Origin of the sequence: Streptomyces sp. BK79 (assembly GCF_044142145.1) — a bacterium.
In the GTDB taxonomy this organism is placed as follows: Bacteria; Actinomycetota; Actinomycetes; order Streptomycetales; family Streptomycetaceae; genus Streptomyces.
The window spans coordinates 84,296-107,055 of the sequence record NZ_JBHVOC010000021.1 but is presented as its reverse complement, the minus strand read 5'-3'; the positions used below and the strand labels follow the sequence as shown (position 1 = coordinate 107,055).

Annotated in this window: 19 protein-coding genes; 17 read left to right on the top strand and 2 right to left on the bottom strand. The window is 74.3% G+C overall.

What is annotated here, in order from left to right:
* The first annotated feature begins 83 nt into the window (after window positions 1-83).
* The 6 genes from ACFIF2_RS25185 to ACFIF2_RS25160 all read left to right on the top strand — a co-directional run bounded on the left by ACFIF2_RS25185 (window position 84) and on the right by ACFIF2_RS25160 (window position 6,658).
* On the top strand, window positions 84-407 hold the full coding sequence (locus ACFIF2_RS25185; RefSeq protein WP_003977346.1) for an integration host factor: 324 nt from the start codon (window positions 84-86) through the stop codon (window positions 405-407).
* A 37-nt stretch (window positions 408-444) separates the two neighbouring features.
* Window positions 445-1,038: a guanylate kinase gene (gmk, locus tag ACFIF2_RS25180; RefSeq protein ID WP_395575510.1), complete on the top strand. Its 594-nt coding sequence runs from the start codon at window positions 445-447 to the stop codon at window positions 1,036-1,038.
* A gap of 62 nt (window positions 1,039-1,100) precedes the next feature.
* Window positions 1,101-1,373 (top strand): DNA-directed RNA polymerase subunit omega, encoded by a 273-nt coding sequence (gene rpoZ, locus ACFIF2_RS25175; RefSeq protein WP_003977348.1) that lies wholly within the window; start codon window positions 1,101-1,103, stop codon window positions 1,371-1,373.
* Between the two features lie 147 nt (window positions 1,374-1,520).
* Window positions 1,521-2,723 (top strand): bifunctional phosphopantothenoylcysteine decarboxylase/phosphopantothenate--cysteine ligase CoaBC, encoded by a 1,203-nt coding sequence (gene coaBC, locus ACFIF2_RS25170; protein ID WP_395575509.1) that lies wholly within the window; start codon window positions 1,521-1,523, stop codon window positions 2,721-2,723.
* Window positions 2,724-2,963: 240 nt separating this feature from the next.
* Window positions 2,964-4,172, top strand: coding sequence for a methionine adenosyltransferase (gene metK, locus ACFIF2_RS25165; protein WP_395575508.1), 1,209 nt, complete (start codon window positions 2,964-2,966; stop codon window positions 4,170-4,172).
* 335 nt (window positions 4,173-4,507) lie between these two features.
* Window positions 4,508-6,658 carry a primosomal protein N' gene (locus tag ACFIF2_RS25160; protein WP_395575507.1) on the top strand — a complete coding sequence of 717 codons (2,151 nt, stop codon included), beginning with the start codon at window positions 4,508-4,510 and terminating at the stop codon, window positions 6,656-6,658.
* Between the two features lie 185 nt (window positions 6,659-6,843).
* On the opposite strand, the gene ACFIF2_RS25155 is transcribed toward ACFIF2_RS25160, so the two are convergent.
* The gene (locus ACFIF2_RS25155) at window positions 6,844-7,395 is read right to left on the bottom strand and encodes a hypothetical protein (RefSeq protein ID WP_395575506.1); all 552 of its coding nucleotides are present in this window, start codon (window positions 7,393-7,395) and stop codon (window positions 6,844-6,846) included.
* A gap of 327 nt (window positions 7,396-7,722) precedes the next feature.
* Here ACFIF2_RS25155 and fmt point away from each other — a divergent pair, with 327 nt between their 5' ends.
* Together fmt and ACFIF2_RS25145 are read left to right on the top strand one after the other, a co-directional pair.
* Window positions 7,723-8,655: a methionyl-tRNA formyltransferase gene (gene fmt, locus ACFIF2_RS25150; protein ID WP_395575505.1), complete on the top strand. Its 933-nt coding sequence runs from the start codon at window positions 7,723-7,725 to the stop codon at window positions 8,653-8,655.
* An 80-nt stretch (window positions 8,656-8,735) separates the two neighbouring features.
* Complete coding sequence (locus ACFIF2_RS25145) at window positions 8,736-10,154, top strand: RsmB/NOP family class I SAM-dependent RNA methyltransferase (RefSeq protein ID WP_395575504.1); 1,419 nt, start codon at window positions 8,736-8,738, stop codon at window positions 10,152-10,154.
* Between the two features lie 64 nt (window positions 10,155-10,218).
* On the opposite strand, the gene ACFIF2_RS25140 is transcribed toward ACFIF2_RS25145, so the two are convergent.
* On the bottom strand, window positions 10,219-10,515 hold the full coding sequence (locus ACFIF2_RS25140) for a trypco2 family protein (RefSeq protein WP_395575503.1): 297 nt from the start codon (window positions 10,513-10,515) through the stop codon (window positions 10,219-10,221).
* Window positions 10,516-10,591: 76 nt separating this feature from the next.
* Between ACFIF2_RS25140 and ACFIF2_RS25135 the strand changes: the two genes are divergently transcribed.
* The 9 genes from ACFIF2_RS25135 to ACFIF2_RS25095 all read left to right on the top strand — a co-directional run bounded on the left by ACFIF2_RS25135 (window position 10,592) and on the right by ACFIF2_RS25095 (window position 22,430).
* A complete protein-coding gene (locus ACFIF2_RS25135; RefSeq protein ID WP_395575502.1) occupies window positions 10,592-12,295 on the top strand; it encodes a serine protease in 1,704 nt (567 codons plus the stop codon).
* Window positions 12,296-12,417: 122 nt separating this feature from the next.
* Window positions 12,418-14,886 carry a tetratricopeptide repeat protein gene (locus ACFIF2_RS25130; RefSeq protein ID WP_395575501.1) on the top strand — a complete coding sequence of 823 codons (2,469 nt, stop codon included), beginning with the start codon at window positions 12,418-12,420 and terminating at the stop codon, window positions 14,884-14,886.
* A 74-nt stretch (window positions 14,887-14,960) separates the two neighbouring features.
* On the top strand, window positions 14,961-16,418 hold the full coding sequence (locus tag ACFIF2_RS25125) for a VWA domain-containing protein (protein ID WP_395575500.1): 1,458 nt from the start codon (window positions 14,961-14,963) through the stop codon (window positions 16,416-16,418).
* A complete protein-coding gene (locus ACFIF2_RS25120) occupies window positions 16,415-17,353 on the top strand; it encodes a hypothetical protein (RefSeq protein ID WP_395575499.1) in 939 nt (312 codons plus the stop codon). The genes ACFIF2_RS25125 and ACFIF2_RS25120 overlap by 4 nt, the downstream gene beginning before the upstream one ends.
* Window positions 17,350-18,555: an extracellular solute-binding protein gene (locus ACFIF2_RS25115; RefSeq protein WP_395575498.1), complete on the top strand. Its 1,206-nt coding sequence runs from the start codon at window positions 17,350-17,352 to the stop codon at window positions 18,553-18,555. The genes ACFIF2_RS25120 and ACFIF2_RS25115 overlap by 4 nt, the downstream gene beginning before the upstream one ends.
* 104 nt (window positions 18,556-18,659) lie before the next feature.
* Complete coding sequence (gene rpe / locus ACFIF2_RS25110; RefSeq protein WP_395575497.1) at window positions 18,660-19,346, top strand: ribulose-phosphate 3-epimerase; 687 nt, start codon at window positions 18,660-18,662, stop codon at window positions 19,344-19,346.
* A gap of 77 nt (window positions 19,347-19,423) precedes the next feature.
* Window positions 19,424-20,467: a sugar-binding transcriptional regulator gene (locus tag ACFIF2_RS25105; protein WP_395575496.1), complete on the top strand. Its 1,044-nt coding sequence runs from the start codon at window positions 19,424-19,426 to the stop codon at window positions 20,465-20,467.
* 31 nt (window positions 20,468-20,498) lie between these two features.
* Window positions 20,499-20,879, top strand: a complete 381-nt coding sequence (locus ACFIF2_RS25100) for a barstar family protein (RefSeq protein WP_395575495.1) — start codon at window positions 20,499-20,501, stop codon at window positions 20,877-20,879.
* A gap of 108 nt (window positions 20,880-20,987) precedes the next feature.
* Complete coding sequence (locus ACFIF2_RS25095; protein WP_395575494.1) at window positions 20,988-22,430, top strand: GuaB1 family IMP dehydrogenase-related protein; 1,443 nt, start codon at window positions 20,988-20,990, stop codon at window positions 22,428-22,430.
* Window positions 22,431-22,760: the final 330 nt, after the last annotated feature.

Here is a 22,760-nt window from a genome sequence, read left to right as displayed (position 1 = left end):
TTGCTCGTAGCTCCCCAGGTGTGGGGCGACTAGGTTCCTCACCGGTCCGTATCCGACAGTTCGACATCCGAGGTGACGTAGGCGTGGCTCTTCCGCCCCTTACCCCTGAACAGCGCGCAGCCGCGCTCGAAAAGGCCGCCGCGGCTCGCCGGGAGCGGGCCGAGGTCAAGAATCGACTCAAGCACTCCGGCGCCTCCCTCCACGAGGTCATCAAGCAGGGCCAGGAGAACGACGTCATCGGCAAGATGAAGGTCTCCGCCCTCCTGGAGTCCCTGCCGGGCGTGGGCAAGGTCCGCGCCAAGCAGATCATGGAGCGGCTGGGCATCTCCGAGAGCCGCCGCGTGCGCGGCCTCGGTTCCAACCAGATCGCCTCCCTGGAGCGTGAGTTCGGCAGCACCGGCAGCTGAGTCCGGACCACTCCGGGTTTGCTGGAATAATCGCTGCATGGCTGCAACACCCCGGGGGACGTCCCCCGTACCCCCGGACGCACGTCCGCGGCTGACCGTGCTCTCCGGCCCCTCGGGGGTCGGCAAGAGCACGGTCGTCGCCCATATGCGCAACGAACATCCCGAGGTATGGCTGTCGGTCTCGGCGACGACCCGCAGGCCCCGCCCCGGCGAGCAGCACGGTGTCCACTACTTCTTCGTCACCGACGAGGAGATGGACAAGCTGATCGCCAACGGCGAGCTGCTGGAGTGGGCCGAGTTCGCCGGCAACCGCTACGGCACGCCGCGCGCGGCCGTACTGGAGCGCCTGGAGGCCGGTGAGCCGGTGCTCCTGGAGATCGACCTCCAGGGCGCGCGGCAGGTCCGGGAGTCCATGCCGGAGGCCCAGCTGGTGTTCCTGGCCCCGCCCTCCTGGGAGGAGCTGGTGCGCCGGCTCACCGGCCGGGGCACCGAGCCGCCGGAGGTGATCGAGCGGCGCCTCGCCGCCGCCAAGGTCGAGCTGGCGGCCGAGCCGGAGTTCGACCAGACCCTGGTGAACACCTCCGTCGAGGACGTGGCGCGCGAGCTGCTAGCCTTGACGAACGTCGTGTGATCGCCACTGGTCACCCTGCGATCATCCTGACTGAATCTTTCCCATCCATCGGAAGGTAGAGCGTGTCCTCTTCCATCTCCGCGCCCGAGGGCATCATCAACCCGCCGATCGACGAGCTCCTCGAGGCCACGGACTCGAAGTACAGCCTCGTGATCTACGCGGCCAAGCGGGCCCGCCAGATCAACGCGTACTACTCGCAGCTCGGCGAGGGCCTCCTCGAGTACGTCGGTCCGCTCGTCGACACCCACGTCCACGAGAAGCCGCTCTCGATCGCCCTGCGCGAGATCAACGCGGGGCTGCTGACCTCCGAGGCCATCGAGGGCCCGGCGCAGTAGTGCCGACCCTATCGGCGGTAGTATTTTCAGCCTGAAGCTGACTTTTCCACAGGCCCGGCAGCCCGACTGCCGGGCCTGTGGTGTGTGATGGGTCGTACGCGACATCCGAGCCGGGGAGAAACGGCCGGGAGGAAACGGGGAGAGACGGTGGACAAGCCCAAGGTCGTTCTGGGGGTCAGCGGCGGCATCGCCGCGTACAAGGCGTGTGAGCTGCTGCGCAGGCTCACGGAGTCGGGGCACGAGGTCCGGGTCGTCCCCACCGCCTCCGCCCTGCACTTCGTCGGCGCCGCCACCTGGTCCGCCCTCTCGGGCAACCCGGTGTCCACCGAGGTGTGGGACGACGTCCACCAGGTCCCGCACGTGCGCATCGGCCAGCACGCCGACCTGGTCGTCGTCGCCCCGGCCACCGCCGACATGCTCGCCAAGGCGGCCCACGGCCTCGCCGACGACCTCCTCACCAACACCCTGCTCACCGCCCGCTGCCCGGTCGTCTTCGCCCCCGCCATGCACACCGAGATGTGGGAGCACCCGGCCACCCAGGAGAACGTGGCGACACTGCGCCGCCGGGGCGCCGTCGTCATCGAGCCCGCCGTCGGCCGCCTCACCGGCGTCGACACCGGCAAGGGGCGGCTGCCCGACCCGGGCGAGATCTTCGAGGTCTGCCGGCGCGTGCTCGCCCGTGGCGTGCGGGAGCCGGACCTCGCCGGACGGCACGTCGTCGTCAGCGCCGGCGGCACCCGGGAGCCCCTCGACCCCGTCCGCTTCCTCGGCAACCGCTCCTCCGGCAAGCAGGGCTACGCCCTCGCCCGCACCGCCGCCGCCCGGGGCGCCCGCGTCACACTGGTCGCGGCGAACGCGTCGCTTCCGGACCCGGCCGGTGTGGACGTCGTGCCGGTGGGCACGGCCGTCGAACTGCGCGAGGCCGTGCTGCGCGCCGCCGCGGACGCCGACGCCGTCGTCATGGCCGCCGCGGTCGCGGACTTCCGCCCGGCGACGTACGCCACCGGGAAGATCAAGAAGAAGGACGACCAGGAACCCGCCCCGATCGCCCTGGTGCGCAACCCCGACATCCTCGCGGAGGTCTCCGCCGACCGTGCCCGCCCCGGCCAGGTGGTGGTCGGCTTCGCCGCCGAGACCGACGACGTGCTCGTCAACGGACGCGCCAAGCTCAAGCGCAAGGGCTGCGACCTGCTCGTGGTGAACGAGGTGGGGGAGCGCAAGACCTTCGGCTCCGAGGAGAACGAGGCGGTGGTCCTCGGCGCCGACGGCAGTGAGACCCCGGTCGCCCACGGCCCCAAGGAAGCGCTGGCCGAAACCGTGTGGGACCTCGTGGCCGAACGGCTCGGCTGAATGACCCATACGCTTCGCGCTCCTCGCGAACCCCTCGTATTCGAGCGTGGCGGCCCTGGCCAAGGGCGCTCCGTTCTGGGCAGAATGCCCGTGCCGCAGGTCACAGCCCTTCCGACAGCCGAGACGGGTGGGTCGGCGGCGGAGTGCGACCGATAAACTGTTCTCGGACGTCGCCGGGTGCAGCTCCCCGTGCCGTCCACCAATGATCAGCCAGCAGCCGCTGCAAACCCAGGGAGCGTTGTGTCCCGTCGCCTGTTCACCTCGGAGTCCGTGACCGAAGGTCACCCCGACAAGATCGCTGACCAGATCAGCGACACCATTCTCGACGCGCTCCTGCGCGAGGACCCGACCTCTCGGGTCGCCGTCGAAACCCTGATCACCACCGGCCTGGTGCACGTGGCCGGAGAGGTGACGACCAAGGCCTACGCGGACATCGCCACGCTGGTCCGCGGCAAGATCCTGGAGATCGGCTACGACTCCTCGAAGAAGGGCTTCGACGGCGCCTCCTGCGGCGTCTCGGTCTCGATCGGCGCCCAGTCCCCGGACATCGCGCAGGGCGTCGACACGGCGTACGAGAACCGCGTCGAGGGCGACGAGGACGAGCTGGACCGCCAGGGCGCCGGTGACCAGGGCCTGATGTTCGGCTACGCGTCCGACGAGACGCCGACCCTGATGCCGCTCCCGGTCTTCCTCGCGCACCGCCTGTCCAAGCGCCTGTCCGAGGTCCGCAAGAACGGCACGATCCCCTACCTGCGCCCGGACGGCAAGACGCAGGTCACCATCGAGTACGACGGCGACAAGGCCGTCCGCCTCGACACGGTCGTCGTCTCCTCGCAGCACGCGAGCGACATCGACCTGGAGTCGCTGCTCGCCCCCGACATCAAGGAGTTCGTCGTCGAGCCCGAGCTGAAGGCGCTGCTCGACGACGGCATCAAGCTCGACACGGAGAACTACCGCCTCCTGGTCAACCCGACCGGCCGCTTCGAGATCGGCGGCCCGATGGGCGACGCCGGACTGACCGGCCGCAAGATCATCATCGACACCTACGGCGGCATGGCCCGCCACGGCGGCGGCGCCTTCTCGGGCAAGGACCCGTCCAAGGTCGACCGCTCCGCCGCGTACGCCATGCGCTGGGTCGCCAAGAACGTGGTCGCCGCGGGCCTCGCCTCCCGCTGCGAGGTCCAGGTCGCCTACGCGATCGGCAAGGCCGAGCCCGTCGGTCTCTTCGTGGAGACCTTCGGCACCGCCAAGATCGACGCGGAGAAGATCGAGAAGGCGATCGACGAGGTCTTCGACCTCCGTCCGGCCGCCATCATCCGCGACCTCGACCTGCTCCGCCCGATCTACGCCCAGACCGCGGCGTACGGCCACTTCGGCCGTGAGCTTCCCGACTTCACCTGGGAGCGCACGGACCGCGTGGACGCGCTGCGGCAGGCGGCGGGGCTGTAGGACGCCTCGCCCGACGGCATCGGTGAGGCCCGGCGTTCCCACGGGGACGCCGGGCCTCACCGCGTCCGGCGTCCGGCGCGTCCGCCGTCCGGCGCGGCGGGAGCCGCGCTCGCGGGGCCGGTCCGCGTCCGCCCACGCCGGTGCTCCTCCCGGTGCGCAGGCGACGGGAACTTCGGGGCGGTGAGTCCCCGCGGGTTCGCATCCCGTCGTCGGCCGGCCGGAGCGGTCGGCCGACGTGGCCGTGGGACCGACGAGGGAGCCGGGCCGTCGCCGGTGGAGAACGGTGAGACGGCGGGCACCGTCGCTTGTCAGTGGTCTTTGGTAAGAATGCAGGCGTGAGCAGCGAGAACGAACCGGCGGGCGGCGGCGCCCAGGACGCGCCGCCGGAGCAGCTCGCGCTCATCCGGGAGAGTGTGCGCCAGGCGAAGGCACCACGGGCCAAGCCGCGGACCTGGCGCGGAGCCGCGCTCGCCAAGGAGCTGCCCGTCGCCCGGGTCCTCGTCGACAAGGGCGTACTCCACCTGGACCGGTACTTCGACTACGCCGTGCCCGAGGAACTCGACGCGGACGCCCAGCCCGGGGTGCGGGTGCGGGTCCGGTTCGGCGCCGGGCGGCACCGGGTGCGGGACGGCCGGCGCGAGGGCGGGGGGCTCATCGACGGCTTCCTGATCGAGCGGCTCCCCGAGTCCGACTACGCGGGGCCCCTGGCCGCGCTGGCCCAGGTCGTCTCGCCCGAGCGGATCCTCGACCAGGAGCTGCTGGGGCTCGCGCGGGCGGTCGCCGACCGGTACGCGGGCAGTCTCGCCGACGTGCTCCAGCTGGCGGTGCCACCGCGCAACGCGCGCGCGGAGAAGCGGACGTCACCTGAGCCGCTGCCCCCGCCGCCGGTGCCCGAGCCGGGGACCTGGGCGCGGTACGAGCAGGGGGCCGCGTTCGTGGCGTCCCTCGCCTCGGGGAGCGCGCCGCGCGCGGTGTGGAACGCGCTGCCCGGCCCGCAGTGGAGCGAGGAACTGGCGCGGGCCGTGGCGGCGACGCTGGCGTCCGGCCGGGGCGCGCTGGTCGTCGTGCCGGACGGCCGGGCGGTCGCCCGCGTCGACGCCGCCCTGACCGCCCTGCTGGGTGCGGGACGGCACGCGGTGCTCACCGCCGACGCCGGTCCCGAGAAGCGGTACGCGCAGTGGCTCGCGGTGCGCAGGGGCGCCGTACGGGCCGTCGTCGGCACCCGCGCCGCGATGTTCGCGCCGGTGCGGGACCTCGGTCTGGTCGCCCTCTGGGACGACGGCGACGACAGCCACAGCGAGCCGCACGCCCCGCAGCCGCACGCGCGCGAGGTGCTGCTGCTGCGCGCCGCCCAGGACCGGTGCGCCTTCCTGCTGGGCGGCTGGAGCTGCACCGTGGAGGCCGCCCAGCTCGTGGAGACCGGCTGGGCCCGGCCGCTGATCGCCTCCCGGGAGCAGGTCCGGGCCGCCGCTCCGCTGGTCCGGACCGTGGGGGACCAGGACCTGGCCAGGGACGAGGCCGCCCGGGCCGCGCGGCTGCCGACCCTCGCCTGGCAGGTCGTCCGGGACGGCCTGCGGCACGGACCGGTGCTCGTGCAGGTGCCCCGGCGGGGTTACGTACCCCGCATGGCGTGTGCCGCCTGCCGGACGCCCGCGCGGTGCCGGCACTGCTCCGGGCCGCTGGAGGGCCAGGAGTCCGGGGCGGCGCTGCGGTGCGGGTGGTGCGGACGCGAGGAGGGCGCCTGGCACTGCCCCGAGTGCGGGGCCTTCCGGTTGCGCGCCCAGGTCGTGGGGGCGCGGCGCACCGCCGAGGAGCTGGGGCGGGCCTTCCCGGCGGTGCCCGTGCGCACCTCGGGGCGCGAGCATGTGCTGGACACGGTGTCCGAGGCCCCCGCGCTGGTCGTCAGCACCCCGGGTGCCGAACCGGTCGCCGAGGGCGGTTACGCGGCGGCCCTGCTGCTCGACGGCTGGGCGATGCTCGGGCGGCCGGACCTGCGCGCCGGTGAGGACGCGCTGCGCCGCTGGCTGGCCGCCGCGGCCCTGGTGCGTCCGCAGGGCGTGGGCGGCACCGTCGTCGCGGTCGCCGAGCCGACCCTGCGGCCGGTGCAGGCGCTGGTGCGCTGGGACCCGGTGGGGCACGCGGTGCGGGAGCTGGGTGAGCGGGCCGAGCTGGGCTTCCCGCCGGTCTCCCGGATGGCGGCCGTGTCGGGGCCGGCGGAGGCGGTGGCCGGCTTCCTCGGCGCGGTCGAGCTGCCGGGCGAGGCCGAGGTACTGGGCCCCGTGCCGCTGCCGGTCACGGCGGCGGGGCGTCCGCGGCGGGTGGGGGCACCACCGCCGGGGGAGCACTGGGAGCGGGCACTGATCCGGGTGCCGCCGGGCCGGGGGGCGGCGCTGGCCGGTGCGCTGAAGGCCGCTCAGGCGGCGCGGACGGCGCGGGGGAGCGACACGGCGGTGTGGGTGCGGATCGATCCCCCCGACATCGGGTGAGGAGCGGGGCCGGCCATCGGGTGAGGAGCGGGGCCGGGGGAGCCCGCCGTACCCCCGGGGGGAAGCGGGAGCGCGGCGGGCCGGTGAGGTGTCGCGGGCGGCGGTTCCGGCGGGCTGTCGCGGGCTGTCGCGGTCAGCCGTGGCCGGGCGCTGCGGGTGGTGTCGGGTGGTTCGGCCGGTGCGGGTCAGCCGTTGCGCGGGCTGGGGAAGGACGTGGGCCGGACGTCGTCGCGCAGGGCCGGACTGCCCGCCGTCGGCTGGGTCGGCATGGAACGGGCCGCGGGGACCGTGGGGACGGTGGGCAGGCCGGGGCCCACGTTGACCGGGCGGGCGGCCGTCGGCTCCGGTGCGTGCTCGGGGGCCTCGGTGGCGGGGGCGGCCTGGGCCGTGGCGCGGCGGGAGCCGTAGCGACGGTGCACGGCCTGCTTGGTGACACCGAGCGCGGAGCCCACGGCGTCCCACGAGAAGCCGAGCGAACGGTCGAAGTCCACGGCGGCCGTGACCAGGGTCTCGACACTGTCCCGCAGTTCCTGGGCGAGACGGACCGTCGGGGCGGGAGCCCGTCCGTAGACGACGAAGCCCGTGGACGGGCCGGAGCGGCGCGGGCGGTAGACGTTGCCCAGCTGGGCGGTGAGGGTGCGCAGTGCGTCCACCTGCCGGCGGACCCGCTCGATGTCCCGCACCAGCAAGTGCAGGCTGGCCCGAGCCTGGGCGTCGTGGGTTGCGTGGTCGGCCATGAACAAGCCTCTCGAACCGGCGTTGAAAGGAATCGGGCCGCGCGGGCGGCCCGGTGGTCAACTCTTCCTTGACCAACGCGTGGGCGCTCCGCTGGTCACGGGGTGGGGGCGTGGAGGCATATGCGTGCGCCTGGTTCCGGGGGTGTGCGCCTCGGCCCGCGGCCTTCGGCGTGCTTCCCTCCCATCCGCGCACCACCCGTTTCCGGTCGGTCGAGAGGCTCGGGTCTGCCGCAGGGGTGCGGCGCCATCGGCGGCATCCCGTCGTGTCCGGGCTCGTAGACTGGTGCGTCGCCCCCAATCGCCCCGACCGAGAGGCCCGTCCCACCCATGAAGCTGGTCTTCGCCGGTACCCCCGAGGTCGCCGTGCCCGCCCTGGACGCCCTGATCGCCTCCGGGCGCCACGAGGTGGCCGCCGTCGTCACGCGGCCCGACGCCCCGGCCGGACGCGGGCGCCGGCTGGTCGCCTCTCCGGTGGCCGAGCGGGCGGTGGAGGCCGGGATCGAGGTGCTCAAGCCCGCCAAGCCGCGCGACCCGGAGTTCCTGGAGCGGCTGCGCGAGATCGCGCCCGACTGCTGCCCCGTCGTCGCCTACGGGGCCCTGCTGCCCCGCGTCGCCCTCGACGTGCCCGCCCGCGGCTGGGTCAACCTGCACTTCTCGCTGCTGCCCGCCTGGCGCGGTGCCGCGCCCGTGCAGCACGCGCTGATGGCGGGCGACGAGATCACCGGCGCCTCCACCTTCCTGATCGAGGAGGGCCTCGACTCCGGCCCCGTCTACGGGACGGTCACCGAGACCGTCCGTCCCACCGACACCAGCGGCGACCTGCTGACCCGGCTCGCCTTCGCCGGCGCCGGGCTGCTCGCCGCCACCATGGACGGCATCGAGGACGGCAGCCTGAAGGCCGTACCGCAGCCGGCCGACGGCGTCACCCTCGCACCGAAGATCACCGTCGAGGACGCCCGGGTGGACTGGGCCGCCCCGGCGCTGCGCGTGGACCGGGTGGTGCGCGGCTGCACCCCGGCCCCCGGCGCCTGGACCACGTTCCGGGGTGAGCGGCTCAAGCTGGTGCAGGCCGTGCCCGTGCCGGACCGGACGGACCTCGCCCCGGGGCAGCTCGCCGCCGGCAAGAACAACGTGTACGTCGGCACCGGCTCCCACGCCGTCGAGCTGCTGTGGGTGCAGGCCCAGGGCAAGAAGCCGATGCGGGCGGCGGACTGGGCGCGCGGGGCGCGGATCGCCGAGGGCGAGTCGGTCGGCGGCTGACCCGCGCCCGCGCGCCACCGCTCACCGGCCCGGCGTACGCTGGTGAGCGCACTTCACCCCACACCCGGAGCACCTTTTTCGTGAGTGATCAGCCCCGCCGTCCCCGTAAGCCCGGCAAGCCGTACCGCAGGCCCCAGAAGGACCCCGTCCGCATCCTCGCCTTCGAGGCGCTCAGGGCCGTGGACGAGCGGGACGCGTACGCCAACCTCGTCCTGCCGCCGCTGCTGCGCAAGGCCCGCGAGAAGGGCGACTTCGACGCGCGGGACGCGGCGCTCGCGACCGAGCTGGTGTACGGGACGCTGCGCCGCCAGGGAACGTACGACGCGATCATCGCCGACTGCGTCGACCGGCCGCTGCGGGAGGTCGACCCGCCGGTGCTGGACGTGCTCGGTCTCGGTGTCCACCAGCTGCTCGGCACCCGGATCCCGAGCCACGCGGCCGTGTCCGCCACCGTGGAGCTGGCGCGGGTCGTGCTCGGCGACGGACGGGCGAAGTTCGTCAACGCGGTGCTGCGCAAGGTCGCGCGCGACGATCTGGACGGGTGGCTGGCGCGGGTCGCCCCGCCCTACGACGAGGACCCGGAGGACCACCTCGCCGTCGTGCACTCGCACCCGCGGTGGGTCGTCTCCGCGCTGTGGGACTCGCTCGGCGGCGGCCGGTCCGGCATCGAGGAACTCCTCGCCGCCGACAACGAGCGGCCCGAGGTCACGCTGGTCGCCCGGCCCGGACGGTCGACGACCGGCGAACTGCTCGGCGAGGAGGCCGCCGTACCGGGCCGCTGGTCGCCGTACGCCGTGCGGCTGAGCGAGGGCGGCGAGCCCGGTGCCGTGGAGGCCGTGCGGGAGAACCGGGCCGGTGTGCAGGACGAGGGCAGCCAGCTCGTGGCCCTCGCGCTGGCGAACGCGCCCCTCGACGGGCCGGACCGGCGCTGGCTGGACGGGTGCGCCGGACCGGGCGGCAAGGCCGCGCTGCTGGGCGCCCTGGCCGCCGAGCGCGGTGCCTTCCTGCTCGCGTCCGAGAAGCAGCCGCACCGGGCGGGTCTGGTCGCCAAGGCACTGGACGGCAACCCCGGGCCCTACCAGGTGATCGCGGCCGACGGGACGCGGCCGGCCTGGCGCCCCGGTGGCTTCGACCGCGTCCTGGTCGACGTGCCGTGCACCGGGCTCGGTGCCCTGCGCCGCCGCCCCGAGGCGCGCTGGCGGCGCCGTCCCGAGGACCTCGACGGGTTCGCCCCGCTCCAGCGCGGGCTGCTGCGCAGCGCCCTGGACGCCGTACGGGTGGGCGGCGTCGTCGGCTACGCGACCTGCTCGCCCCACCTCGCGGAGACCCGCGCGGTCGTCGACGACGTCCTCAAGCAGGTCCCCGGCACCGAGCTGCTCGACGCCCGGCCCCTGCTGCCCGGCGTACCGGAGCTGGGCGAGGGCCCCGACGTACAGCTGTGGCCGCACCTGCACGGGACCGACGCCATGTACCTGGCGCTGATCCGGCGCACCGCCTGACGGACCGCCCGCGGAGCCGGGGTCGGCCCAGCCGGGGGCGGCCCACTCGGGGTCGGCCCAGCTCCTAGCCCCGGCTCACCCGCACCCGTTCCCCGCCCACGAGTTCCGGTGTCAGGTCGACCTGGACCTGATGGGTGGTCTGGTGGTCGACGCTGCCGCCGAGTTCGGCCGTCACCACGCCGATGCGGACACCGCCGCGGCCACTGCCGGAGCGGTGGACCTGCACGGTGAAGGTCAGACTCACGTTCTCCACGGCGAAGCCGAGGGCCTGGCCCGCCGCCTCGGCCCGGGCCTCCTCCAGCTCGCCCCTGACCTGGCGGATCACCTCGGCCAGTCCCACGAACCCCGGTTCGTTCGTCAAGTCCCCTCCACAACAGTCCAGTTCACCTCTCGTCGCAGCAGTATGCGGCAGGAGCACACGCCCGTATAGTTCGAATATGGCTGCTGGCGGGGGAGTTCCGGCCGCCGCGTCGACCGGCACGCCGACCTGGGCGGTGCGGATCCGGGGGGCGGACGGCGAGATCGCGGGGGCGGGCATTCTGCTCACCCCCTTCTGGGTGCTCACCTGCGCGCACGTGGTGGACCGTGCGGCGCCCCGGATCACGGCGGAGTTCGTCGGCGCGGCCGACCACAGCGTGCCCGCCGTCCCCGCCCGGGTGGACGGTGACGCCTACGTGCCGGAGACGCGGGACGGCGACGACGACCCCAGCGGGGACGTGGCGCTGCTGCGGCTGGAGCGGCCCCGGCCCGTCGAGGAAACGGTTCGGCTCCACCGGCTGTCCACGCCCGGCCGCCTGGTGCGGATGTACGGATTCCCGTACGACCACAACGGCGGCATCTGGTTCCGCGCCACCGTCGTCGGCCCCTGCGGACGCGACGGGCAGGTACAGCTCAGCCCGGCCAGCGCGGGCGAACTGGCCAGCCCCGGGTGCAGCGGCGCCGGCGTGGTCGACAACGCGACCGGCCAGGTCATCGGCATGGTGCTCACCGGTCAGCGGGACCAGCACGGCAACCGGTTCTCCTTCATGAGTCCCGCCGAGACCATCGTCCGCCACCTGCCCCGGCTCCGGTCCCTCACGGAGGGGCCCAGCGCCGTCGACCACCGGCTGCGCTCCACCGACGACGACGCCGCCCAGGCCCTGCTCGACGAGCCGTTCGCCCAGCGCCTCGCCGCCTGGCTGCGCGACGACGGCAGCCAGGTGAAGATCAGCGTCGTCCGGCACGACGACGACGCGCGCGGGGCCACCCTGCGCCGCGCCATCACCCTCGCCGACCGGGAGTTACGGACCGCGGTCTCCGTCGACCGCGCCTCGCTCGATCCGCCCGGCACCGTCCCGTCGGCCGGCGGACACGACCTCGCCGTGCACGCGGGCGGGCTGACCACCGCCCGGATCGCCGAGCGGATCGTCGCACGCATGGGGCTGTGGCAGCACCCGGAGATCTCCCCGCTCGACCGCATCCGCGCCGCGGAGGTCACCCTCACCCTCGTCGTCGTCGGCGTCGACGAGGCGGCCGACCCGGCCGCCCTGCTGGACCTGCTGGAGGTGCTGCGCGCCGGGGGCAACCGGCTGCTGCTGATCTTCCGTGCGACCGGCGACTGCCACCGCCGTGCCCGGGACCTGCTGCTGACCCGGCCCGCGCGGGAGCGCCGCGACCGGCTCGTGGAGCGGCTGAGGGAGATCACCGGGCCGCTCGCCAAGGCCGTGCAGGAGCGCCGCGCGGCCGTGGTGCCGCAGGACGCGCGGCGCCTCGACTCGGACCTGGTGGCCGCGCACGCCGCACTCGCCGACCTGCTGCGGGCGCGGGACCGCGACCCCGGCCACGCCCCCGACCCGGGGAGGTACGAGCGGCTGGCCGACCGGGTCGCCGCCCGGCTGGCGGCGAGCGTCGACCGGCTCGACCGGTTGTCCGACCGGCGCGACGAACTCACCGGCCGCCTGCTCAGCTACCACGTCCTGCACCAGCACGCCACGCAGGGCGAGGAGGACCCGGCGGTGGACGCCCTCTACCTCCGGGCCCACGACCTGCTCCGGACCAGGCCGTGCGACGTGCCCGCGGCGGAAGCGGCGGTGGACGCCTACACGCGACGCGTGGACGACCACGGCGGGGAGAGACGTGACGTGGGCGAAGGAGAGACGTGACGTGGTCGGGAGACACGTGATGCGGCGGAGAGACACGTGATGCGGCGGGGGAGGCGTGACGTGGCAGTGGAGAGAGGCGCCGCACCACCGCACGGCCCCACGGTCGGGCCGGGGAGCCCGGCATGAGTGAGACGGCCTGCGTCAGACCCGGCTGCCAGGGCGGCCGCATCATGGTCACCGGCTTCTGTGACACCTGCTCGCGCCGCCCCCTCGACCCCGGCCCCACCCCGGCACGGCCCGCCGCCGCCCCGGGCGGTTCCGCCGCACCGGCCCCGCCCCCGCGGGGCTTGGCCGAGGCGCCGGTCCCGCCGGCGCCGCCCGGCCCCGAGCTGGACCGCGACGGGCTGCTGGTGCTGCCCCGCCTGCCCTCCCCGGACCCCTCCGAGACCGCCGACACCACCGCCCGGCCCCCCACCGGCGGCCGGCGCTGCGGCGTCGACAACTGCGCCGGCACCATCGGGGTCGCCTACGACGGCGGTCCCGCGCCCGACCACGGGTACTGCCCGGTGTGCGGCGCGGAGTACTCGTTCCGGCCGAAACTGCGCCCCGGTGACCGGGTCGGCGGCCACTACGAGGTGCTCGGCTATCTCGCGGTCGGCGGCCATGGCTGGGTCTACCTGGCCGAGGACACCCGGGTGCCCGGTCTGCACGTCGTCCTCAAAGGGCTGATCAACACGGGGGACGCCATGGCCCGGCGGGCGGCCGTCGAGGAGCGCCGCTCGCTCACCACGCTCCACCACCGGGACATCGTCCGCATCGTCACCCACGTCCAGCACCGGGCGCCCGGCGACGCCGAACCGACCGGTTACATCGTGATGGAGTACGTCGGCGGCCGTTCCCTCGCCTGGATCCGGTTCGCCCCCGAGGAGGAGCTGACGCGGCTGTTCGGTGCCGGCGGCTTCGAGTTCGGGCACGTCATCACGTACGGCTGCAAGATCCTCGGCGCCCTGGAGTACCTGCACGACCAGGGCCTGCTCTACTGCGACATGAAGCCCGAGAACGTCATCCACTACGGCCGCGAGATCAAGGTCATAGACCTGGGCGCGATCCGCCGGGTCGACGACCGCACCTCCGGGCTCGTCCACACCCACGGGTACGCCCCGCCCAAGAAGGAACGCGACGAACGCGGCCTCGGCGTCGACAGCGACCTCTACACCGTCGGCCGCACCCTGAAGGTGCTCGCCGAGCGGGCGTCCCCGCCCGCCGGGCTCGCCGCCCGCTCCTTCGAGGCGCTGATCCGCCGCGCCACCCACCCGGAGCCCGCCGCCCGGTTCCACTCCGCGGCGGAGATGTCCCGCCAGCTGTGGGAGGTGCTGCGCGAGCACCAGGCCCTCGGCGGGCACGAGCCGTACCCGGAGCGCTCCACCCGGTTCGAGCCGACCGCGGCGGTCTTCGGCGCCGCCCTCGGCACGGTCCCGGGGCTAGAGCGGTGGGCGCGGCGCTTCGGCACCGAGGCGCCGGAGCTGCCCGCCGGGGCCCCGGACCCGCGGGCGGTGGCCCGTGCGCTGCCGGTCCCCCTCCCCGACGCCTCCGACGAGGCGGCCGTACTGCTCGGCGGGCTGGCCGCCGACACCCCCGACCGCATCGCCGAGCGGGCCCAGGCCGACCCGGCGCTGCGCACCGTGGAGACCGCGCTGTGGCTGTGCCGCGCCTACCTGGACGCCGGGGACGCCGCACGGGGCGAGGCGTGGGTGGCCCGGGCCAAGGGGTGGAGCGGTGACTACGACTGGCGGATCCTCTGGCACCAGGGCCTGGTGCGTCTGGTGCGCGGCGCGGTGGAGCAGGCGGAGGACGAGTTCGCCGCCACCTACGCCGCGCTGCCCGGGGAGGCGGCGCCGAAACTGGCCCTCGGGTACTGCGCCGAGTACCTGGCCGAGCGGCTGCGCGCACCCGCCGTACGCGAGCCGGACGTACGGGGGCCGGACGTACAGGGGCCCGCCGCGCGCGAGGCCGCCGCACGGGAGCGCGCCGGGCGGGAGGCCGGGCCGGCGCCGGGGCGTGCCGGGCAGCAGCGGGCCGATCAGGCACAGGACCGCGAGCTGCGGGCCGAGGAGTACTACGAGGCCGTCCGGCGGCGCGACCCCACCCAGGGCAGCGCCGCCTTCGGACTGGCCCGCATCCGGCTGCGCCGCGACGGCCGCCGGCAGGCCGTCGCCGTGCTGGACGAGGTGCCGACCACCTCCCGGCACTACGACGCGGCGCGCGTCGCCGCGGTGCGGGTGCTGGCGGGGCGGCTGCCCGGCGGGGGCGCGCCCCGCGCCGCCGACCTGCGCGAGGCCGCCGGCCGGCTGGCCGGGCTCCACCTGGACGGCAGCGGGGCCTGGGACCGGCTGGTGACGGAACTGCGGGAGCAGGCGCTCGCCTGCCGCCCGCCGGACGGCTGGGGGAGCGGCTTCCCCGCGGGGGAGCTGTTCGGACCGCGGGACAGCGAGGAGACACTGCGCCGGCTGCTCTCCCGGTCGCTGAGGCGGCTCGCCGACCAGGCGGGCAGCGCCGGCGAGCGCGGCGACCTGCTGGACCGGGCGTACGCGGTGCTCCCGGCTCCGGCCGGGCTGCGCGAGGTGCTGCGGGGGTGGCGGCGTACGGCGTGAGTGTGCGGCGGTGCCGGGGGCCTGGCGGACGGGTCCCGGGGAGTGACGACGAGGCCGAGGGGGGCACGGACAGCGTGGAGACGGGAACGCCCCGGGCGGGCGAGGCGGCCGGGCGGATCACCGCCGGGCTGGAGATCAGCCAGTGGAAGTACCTGTCCACCGGGACGGCGGACCCGCGGATGCACGCCATCCTCAGCGTGACCGTGGACGGCACCGGGGGCGCCGGCCGCCCGGACGGCCCGGTGCTGGCGCAGGTCCTCGCGGTGGACTGCTCCAGCTCGATGACCTGGCCGGTAGAGAAGCTGCACGCCGCCCAGCAGGCGGCGGTCGCGGCGATCCGGAAACTGCCCGACGGCACCCCGTTCGCGGTGGTCCGGGGGAACGAGCACGCGGCCATGGCGTACCCGGACACCCCGCGCATGGTCCGGGCCTCCGCCCGTACCCGGGCACGGGCGGAACGGGCCGTGCACGGGCTGGTCGCGGGCGGCGGCACCTGCATCGGCGCCTGGCTCGACCTGGGCAGGCGCCTGCTGACGGAACAGGACGCGCCCATCGGACACGTTCTGCTGCTCACCGACGGCAAGAACCAGCACGACGAGGAGATGCCGCTCGCCCAGGTCCTGGAGGAGTGCGCGGGCCGGTTCGTCTGTGACGCCTGGGGCATCGGCGACGGCTGGGACGGCCAGGAACTGCTGCGGATCACCCGCCGGCTGCACGGCAGCGCCTCCTCGGTGCGCGAGGAGGGGGACCTGCCTGCGGAGTACGAGCAGCTGGTGAACCGGCTCCTCACCAAGACCGTTCCCGAACTGGCGCTCTCGGTCACCGCGATGCCCGGGGCCGCCGTGCGCTATCTCAAGCAGGTCTTCCCCACCGAGGCCGAGCTGACCGCCGAGGAGGGCACCGGCCGGTTCGTCACCCGGGCCTGGGGCGACGAGACCCGCCGCTACCAGCTGTGCCTGTCCGCGGACCCCTCAGGCCGCCCGCACCGGGAGGACCTCCAGCTGGCCGTGGTCACCCTCGACGTACCCGGCGGCGAGGTGCGGCTGCCGCCGCCGCAGCCCTGCCTGGTGCACTGGACCGACAACCCGGCCCTGTCCCAGCACACCGACGCCCAGGTCGACCACTTCGAGCGGCACCAGCGGCTCGGCGAGGCCGTCGCCGCCGCCACCGACGCCCACCGGCGCGGACAGCGCGAACTCGCCGAGCACCAGCTCGGCCGGGCCGCGCAGCTCGCCCACGAGATGGGCGCCGACGAGCAGCTCGCCCGGCTGTCCCGGCTGGTGCGTGTCGACGACGCTCGGGAGGGGCGGGTCACCCTGCGTCCCGACGTGGCGGCCGTCGACTTCGAGCACCTGATCACCGCGAGCAGCCGCAGCACCTACGGCCCCGCGTCCGGCACCGGCGGCGCCGACGCGGCGGGCGCCGAGCCGGGGGGCGGGGTCACCGTGCCCTGCCCGGCCTGCTCGAGCAGCGCGCCGGTGGGCGCCCGCTTCTGCCCGTCCTGCGGCCACCGCTTCGAGGAGCGGCGGTGAGCACGACCGGCCGGGACCTGGCCCGGAGACTCAGGCTGCTGCTGGCCCTCGGGACCGCCGCCACCCTGGTGCTGTTCCTCGCCTACCGGGGCGTGCACGACGACACCGTGCCCCTGTCCACCGCGAGCGCGCCCGGCATCCTCGCCGTCGACACCGCGCGGAGTGCGATGCGCGACGCGCACCAGGTGGTCGAGGACAGCGGCCCCGAGGGCGACATCAGCGGCGAGTTCCACACCCGGGTCTCGGTCGCCCAGCAGAGCCTCGCCCTGGCCGCGTCCGAGAACGTCACCGGGCTGGCGGGGCGCCACGACCTCCAGACCGTCACCGGGCTGATCGCCGTCTACTCGGCCTGGGTGGACCGCCGGGGCCGCGAGCCGGACGGCTCACCGCTGCGCGCCGCCTACCTCCACTACGCCGAGAAGGTCCTCGGACTGGAGGCCGAACCGGGCACGGACGGCGACATCATGAGCCGCCTGGAGGCCCTGCGCGCCGAACAGCTGCGGGAGGCCGGACGGCAGGCCGCCTTCCCCTGGCAGCTGTGGCTCGGCTGGGGCACGGTCGCGGTGCTGTACGCGGCCCTGTGCGGGGCGCTGCTGGAGACCCAGCGGTTCCTGCGGCGCCGCTTCCGGCGGCCCGTGCACCTGCGGCTGCTGGCGGCCACCGCGGTGTGCGCGCTCGGCGTGCCGGTACTGGCCTGGTACACGTTCTCGGCGCACCGCGCGATGACCGGTTCCCTCGCCGACGTACGGGTGCCGCGCGAGGACCCGGACACCATCCCCGACGTGGCCGACGAGGTGCAGCACGCGCTCGCGGACGCCGGGTTCTGGGCCTCGCTGTCCGACTGGGTGCTGCTGGGAGGAGCCGTGGTGGTGGCGTTGACGGTGTGGGGACTGTGGCCGCGGATCGCCGAGTACCGGTTCCGGGGGCCGCGATGAGCCGCCCCGGGGCCCGCACCCTCGCCGTCCTCGGTCTCTGTCTGGTCCTGCTCGGCGCCGGCGTGCTCGCCGGCGTGCGCTGGGCGCGCGACTGGGAGGGCTCCGTCACCCTGCTCGCCAACTGGAGCGGAGCGGAGCGCGAGCAGTTCGAGCGGCAGGTCGTCGAACCGTTCGAGGAGAAGTACCGGATCGACGTCGTCTACCAGGGCAGCTCCGCGCTCAGCCAGGTGCTGGCCGCCGACATGGCGGCCGGCAACCCGCCCGACGTGGTCGTGCTGCCCGGGCCCGGGGAACTGCTCGCCTACGCCGTCGAGGAGCGGCTCCATCCGCTGGACGGCCTGTTCGACACCCGGCACTACGACCGCTTCTGGGCGCCCGAGGTGACCGTGCCGGGGCAGGGCACCCACACCTACTGGCTGCCGGTGAAGACCGGTCTGAAGAGCATGGTCTGGTACGCCGGACGACCGCCCACGGGCCCAGGGGCGGTCCCCGACGGCCGGTGGTGCCTCGGCATGGAGTCCGGCGCGACCTCCGGCTGGCCCGGCACCGACTGGGTGGAGGACATCCTGCTCCAGCAGGCGGGACCGCGGGTGTACGAGGCGTGGGCCAACGGCCGGCTGCCGTGGACCGACGCCGCCGTGCGCAAGGCCTGGACGACCTGGGCCGACATGGTCGGCGCGGGCACCGGCGCCCGGGCCGGAAAGGCGCTGACCACCGCGTTCGACGCGGACTGCGCGCCGGACCGCCTGGAGCACCTGGGATCGTTCCGCGCCGGACACTGGGGCCCGGAGGGCGGCGACTACGTCCACTTCTCCGAGGTCGTCCCCGAAGCCGGGCCGGACGCCGGTACCTGGGAGGTCTCCGGCGACCTCGCGGCCCTGGTGAACCCGACCCCGCAGGCCGAGCAGCTGATCCGCTACCTGGCCGACCCCGGCACCGCGCTGCCGGAGTACTCGGCGAACCGGGCGGCGACGGCGGACGAAGAACGGAACGCGACCGAACGCGAGATCGGCGCCGTCCTGCGCGAGCCCGGCCGGGCCCGCTGCTGGGACGCCTCCGACGCGATGCCCCGTACCACCCGGGACGCCTTCCACCAGGCGGTCCTGCGCCATCTCGCCGCCCCCGAGGAACTGGACGACCGGCTGGCGGAACTGAACGACCTGCGCGAGCCGCAGGACCTGCCGGTGTGCGGCGCCGACTGACGCACCCGGAAGTACTCCGCGGTGGACGCGGGAGCGGGGGAGGAGCACCGCGTCCACCCGGGACCGATGCCGCTCACCCCCACGGGGCATGGCAGTCTTGGGGCATGGCCGCGCAGATCAACCCCAGCATCCTGTCCGCCGACTTCGCCCGCCTCGCGGACGAGGCCGAGGCGGTCGAGGGAGCCGACTGGCTTCACGTCGACGTCATGGACAACCATTTCGTCCCGAACCTCACGCTCGGCGTGCCGGTCGTCGAGTCCCTGGCCCGCGCGACGGACACCCCGCTGGACTGCCACCTGATGATCGAGGCGCCCGACCGCTGGGCCCCGCAGTACGTGGAGGCCGGCGCCGGGTCGGTCACCTTCCACGTCGAGGCCGCCGCCGCGCCGGTGCGGCTCGCCCGGGAGATCCGCGCCAAGGGCGCCCGCGCGTCCATGGCGCTCAAGCCCGCGACGCCGATCGAGCCGTACGAGGACCTGCTCCCGGAACTCGACATGCTGCTGGTCATGACGGTTGAGCCGGGCTTCGGCGGGCAGGCGTTCCTCGACATCATGCTGCCGAAGATCCGGCGCACCCGTGAGCTGATCAAGAAGCACGGTCTGGAGCTGTGGCTCCAGGTGGACGGCGGGGTGTCGGCGTCGACGATCGAGCGGTGCGCCGACGCGGGAGCCGACGTGTTCGTCGCGGGATCGGCCGTGTACGGGGCGTCCGACCCGGCCGAGGCGGTACGTGCACTGCGCACGCGGGCCGAGTCGGCGACCGCCAAGGCGTCCTGGGCGTGCGACCACTGAGGAACAGAACGTGAACGGCTCCCATCAGGGCTGATCAAGTGCGCCGAATCTGCAAGGATGAACGGCGTATCCAGAGTGTGAACAGCAGTGAGGAGATCGCCGTGTCGGGTATGTCGGCGGGCCGTTCAGCCATGCGGATGGGACCCGCTGAGCTGGTCCAGGCGGCGGCCATGGCCCGCCGCTTCTACCTCGAGGGAAAGTCCAAGATCCAGATCGCGGAGGAGTTCGGCGTCAGCCGCTTCAAGGTGGCCCGGGTCCTCGAGACCGCCCTCGAGCGGGACCTTGTACGAATCGAGATCCGGGTGCCGGCCGAGCTGGACGCCGAGCGCTCGGACGCCCTGCGGGCCCGCTACGGCCTCAGGCACGCCGTCGTGGTGGAGTCCCCGGCCGACGCCGAGGAGACGCCCGACCCGGAGAACCTGGGCGAGGTGGCCGCCGACCTGCTCGGCGAGCTGGTCGACGAGGGCGATGTACTGGGCCTGGCCTGGGGCCGGTCCACGATCCATATGGCGGCGGCGCTCGACCGGCTGCCGCCGTGCACGGTGGTGCAGCTGACGGGCGTGTACGACGCCGGGACCGCCGAGCGCGGCTCCGTCGAGGCCGTCCGCCGCGCCGCCCAGGTGTCGGGCGGCGACGCCCACCCCATCTACGCGCCCATGCTGCTGCCGGACGCGGCCACCGCCGAGGCGCTGCGCCACCAGACCGGGATCGCCCGGGCCTTCGAGTACTTCGACAAGGTCACGGTCGCCTGCGTCTCCATCGGCTCCTGGGAGCCGGGCATCTCGACGGTGCACGACATGCTCAGCGACGAGGAGCGCGCGCACTACGCCTCGCTCGGTGTCGCCGCCGAGATGTCCGCGCACCTCTTCGACGCCGAGGGGCGCCGGGTCGGGCGGGACCTGGGGGAGCGGTGCATCACGGTCAAGGCCGACCAGCTCCGCCGTATCCCCGAGGTCGTCGCGATCGCGGGCGGGCAGCGCAAGGCGGCGGCCATCGACGCGGTGCTGCGCTCCGGGCTGGTGACCAGCCTGGTGACGGACACGTCGGCCGCGGACTACCTGATGACGGCCGGCTCGGCACCGAAGTCGACGCTCAACCGGACCGACCCCGACGGGGTCTGACGGACGATCAGGACGGTGAGGAGGGCCGCGCATGGGGTCGCCCATGGAAGGGCCGCACACGACCGGGGACCCCGCGGGGCGGCTCGTGGTCACGCTGGACCTCGACGGGGTCACGGACAAGGCGGGTCTCATGGACCGCTGCGCCCGTGACCTGGCGCTGCCCGACTGGTTCGGGCGGAACTGGGACGCGCTCGCCGACTCCCTCGCCGACCCGTCCGTCTGGCCCGAGGGCGCCGCGGACCGAGGACTGGTCCTCGTCGTACGGGGCTGGCGGGCGTACGCCGAGGCGCGGCCGGACGAGTGGACCGTCGCCGAGGAGGTCTTCGCCGAGGCGACCGACCGCGGTCCGGGACTCTTCGTGACCCTGGGTCCTGGAGGATCCTCCAAGGAGGTCGCTGACCAGCCTGGATGATCTGCCCGGGGATATTCGGCCACCGGTCATGGGAGAATGAAGTACGTGCTCTTTCCCCCTGGCTGACCTGTCCGGGGGCCACCTCTGATCGACTGGGATGTGCAGCACGTGCGTTTCCTCAATGACATCCAGCCCTCGTACGACCTGACGTACGACGACGTCTTCATGGTGCCGAGCCGCAGCGCCGTCGGCTCCCGGCAGGGCGTGGACCTCGGCTCCCCGGACGGCACGGGCACCACGATCCCGCTGGTCGTCGCCAACATGACCGCCATCGCCGGGCGCCGCATGGCCGAGACGGTGGCCCGGCGCGGCGGCCTGGTGGTCATCCCGCAGGACATCCCGATCGAGGTCGTCACCGACGTCGTCACCTGGGTGAAGAGCCGTCACCTCGTGCTGGACACCCCGATCGTGCTCGCCCCGCACCAGACCGTCGCCGACGCGCTGTCCCTGCTGCCCAAGCGCGCGCACAACGCCGGCGTCGTCGTCGACGAGGACCACAAGCCGGTCGGCGTGGTCACCGACACCGACCTGACCGGGGTCGACCGCTTCACCCAGCTCGAAGAGGTCATGTCCAAGGACCTGATCCTCATCGACGCGGACATGGACCCGCGCGAGGCCTTCAACACCCTCGACGCCGCCAACCGCCGCTACGCGCCCGCCGTGGACAAGGACGGCCGCCTGGCCGGCATCCTCACCCGCAAGGGCGCCCTGCGCGCCACCCTCTACACCCCGGCCGTCGACGCCAACGGCAGGCTGCGCATCGCCGCCGCCGTCGGTATCAACGGCGACGTGGCGGGCAAGGCCAAGCAGCTCCTGGACGCGGGTGTGGACACCCTCGTCATCGACACCGCGCACGGCCACCAGGAGTCGATGATCAGCGCGGTCAAGCTGGTGCGCGACCTCGACCCCCGGGTGCCGATCGTCGCGGGCAACATCGTCTCCGCCGAGGGCGTGCGCGACCTGATCGAGGCGGGCGCCGACATCATCAAGGTCGGCGTGGGCCCCGGCGCCATGTGCACCACCCGCATGATGACCGGCGTCGGCCGGCCGCAGTTCTCGGCGGTCCTGGAGTGCGCCGCCGAGGCGAAGAAGTACGGCAAGCACGTGTGGGCCGACGGCGGCATCCGCCACCCGCGCGACGTCGCGATGGCCCTCGCGGCCGGCGCGTCCAACGTGATGGTCGGCTCCTGGTTCGCGGGCACCTACGAGTCCCCGGGCGACCTCCAGCACGACGCCAACGGCCGCGCCTACAAGGAGTCGTTCGGCATGGCCTCCGCGCGCGCGGTGCGCAACCGCACCTCGGAGGAGTCGGCGTACGACCGGGCCCGCAAGGCGCTGTTCGAGGAGGGCATCTCCACCTCCCGCATGTTCCTCGACCCGGCCCGCCCCGGCGTCGAGGACCTGATCGACTCGATCATCGCGGGCGTCCGCTCCTCCTGCACCTACGCCGGTGCCGCCTCCCTCGAGGAGTTCGCCGAGAAGGCCATCGTCGGCATCCAGAGCGCCGCCGGCTACGCCGAGGGCAAGCCGCTGCACGCCAGCTGGAGCTGACCGCCGGCCCGAGCCCGTGACCCGGCCCCCCGCCTCCCGCACACCGGGAGGCGGGGGGCCGTGCCGTTGGCCCGCCGCCCGGCTCGCGGGCCCGTCCGACCGCCGCTGACCAGGGGCGATCGACCGCCTCCCGACGCCCCGGCGCAACGCTTCGCGGCCCGCGCGCAACGAACACGCGTCCTGCCCCGGCGAACGCAACGATCGTGCTCACACGCGCAAGGTTGCTGCATTACCGGGGCACCGCCCCCCTCGTAGTGTTCTGCGCTGTACGTGGCGTGGCGGGGACCCCGCTCGGTGGGTTCCCGCACTTTCGCGTGGGCGCCCGCCGTG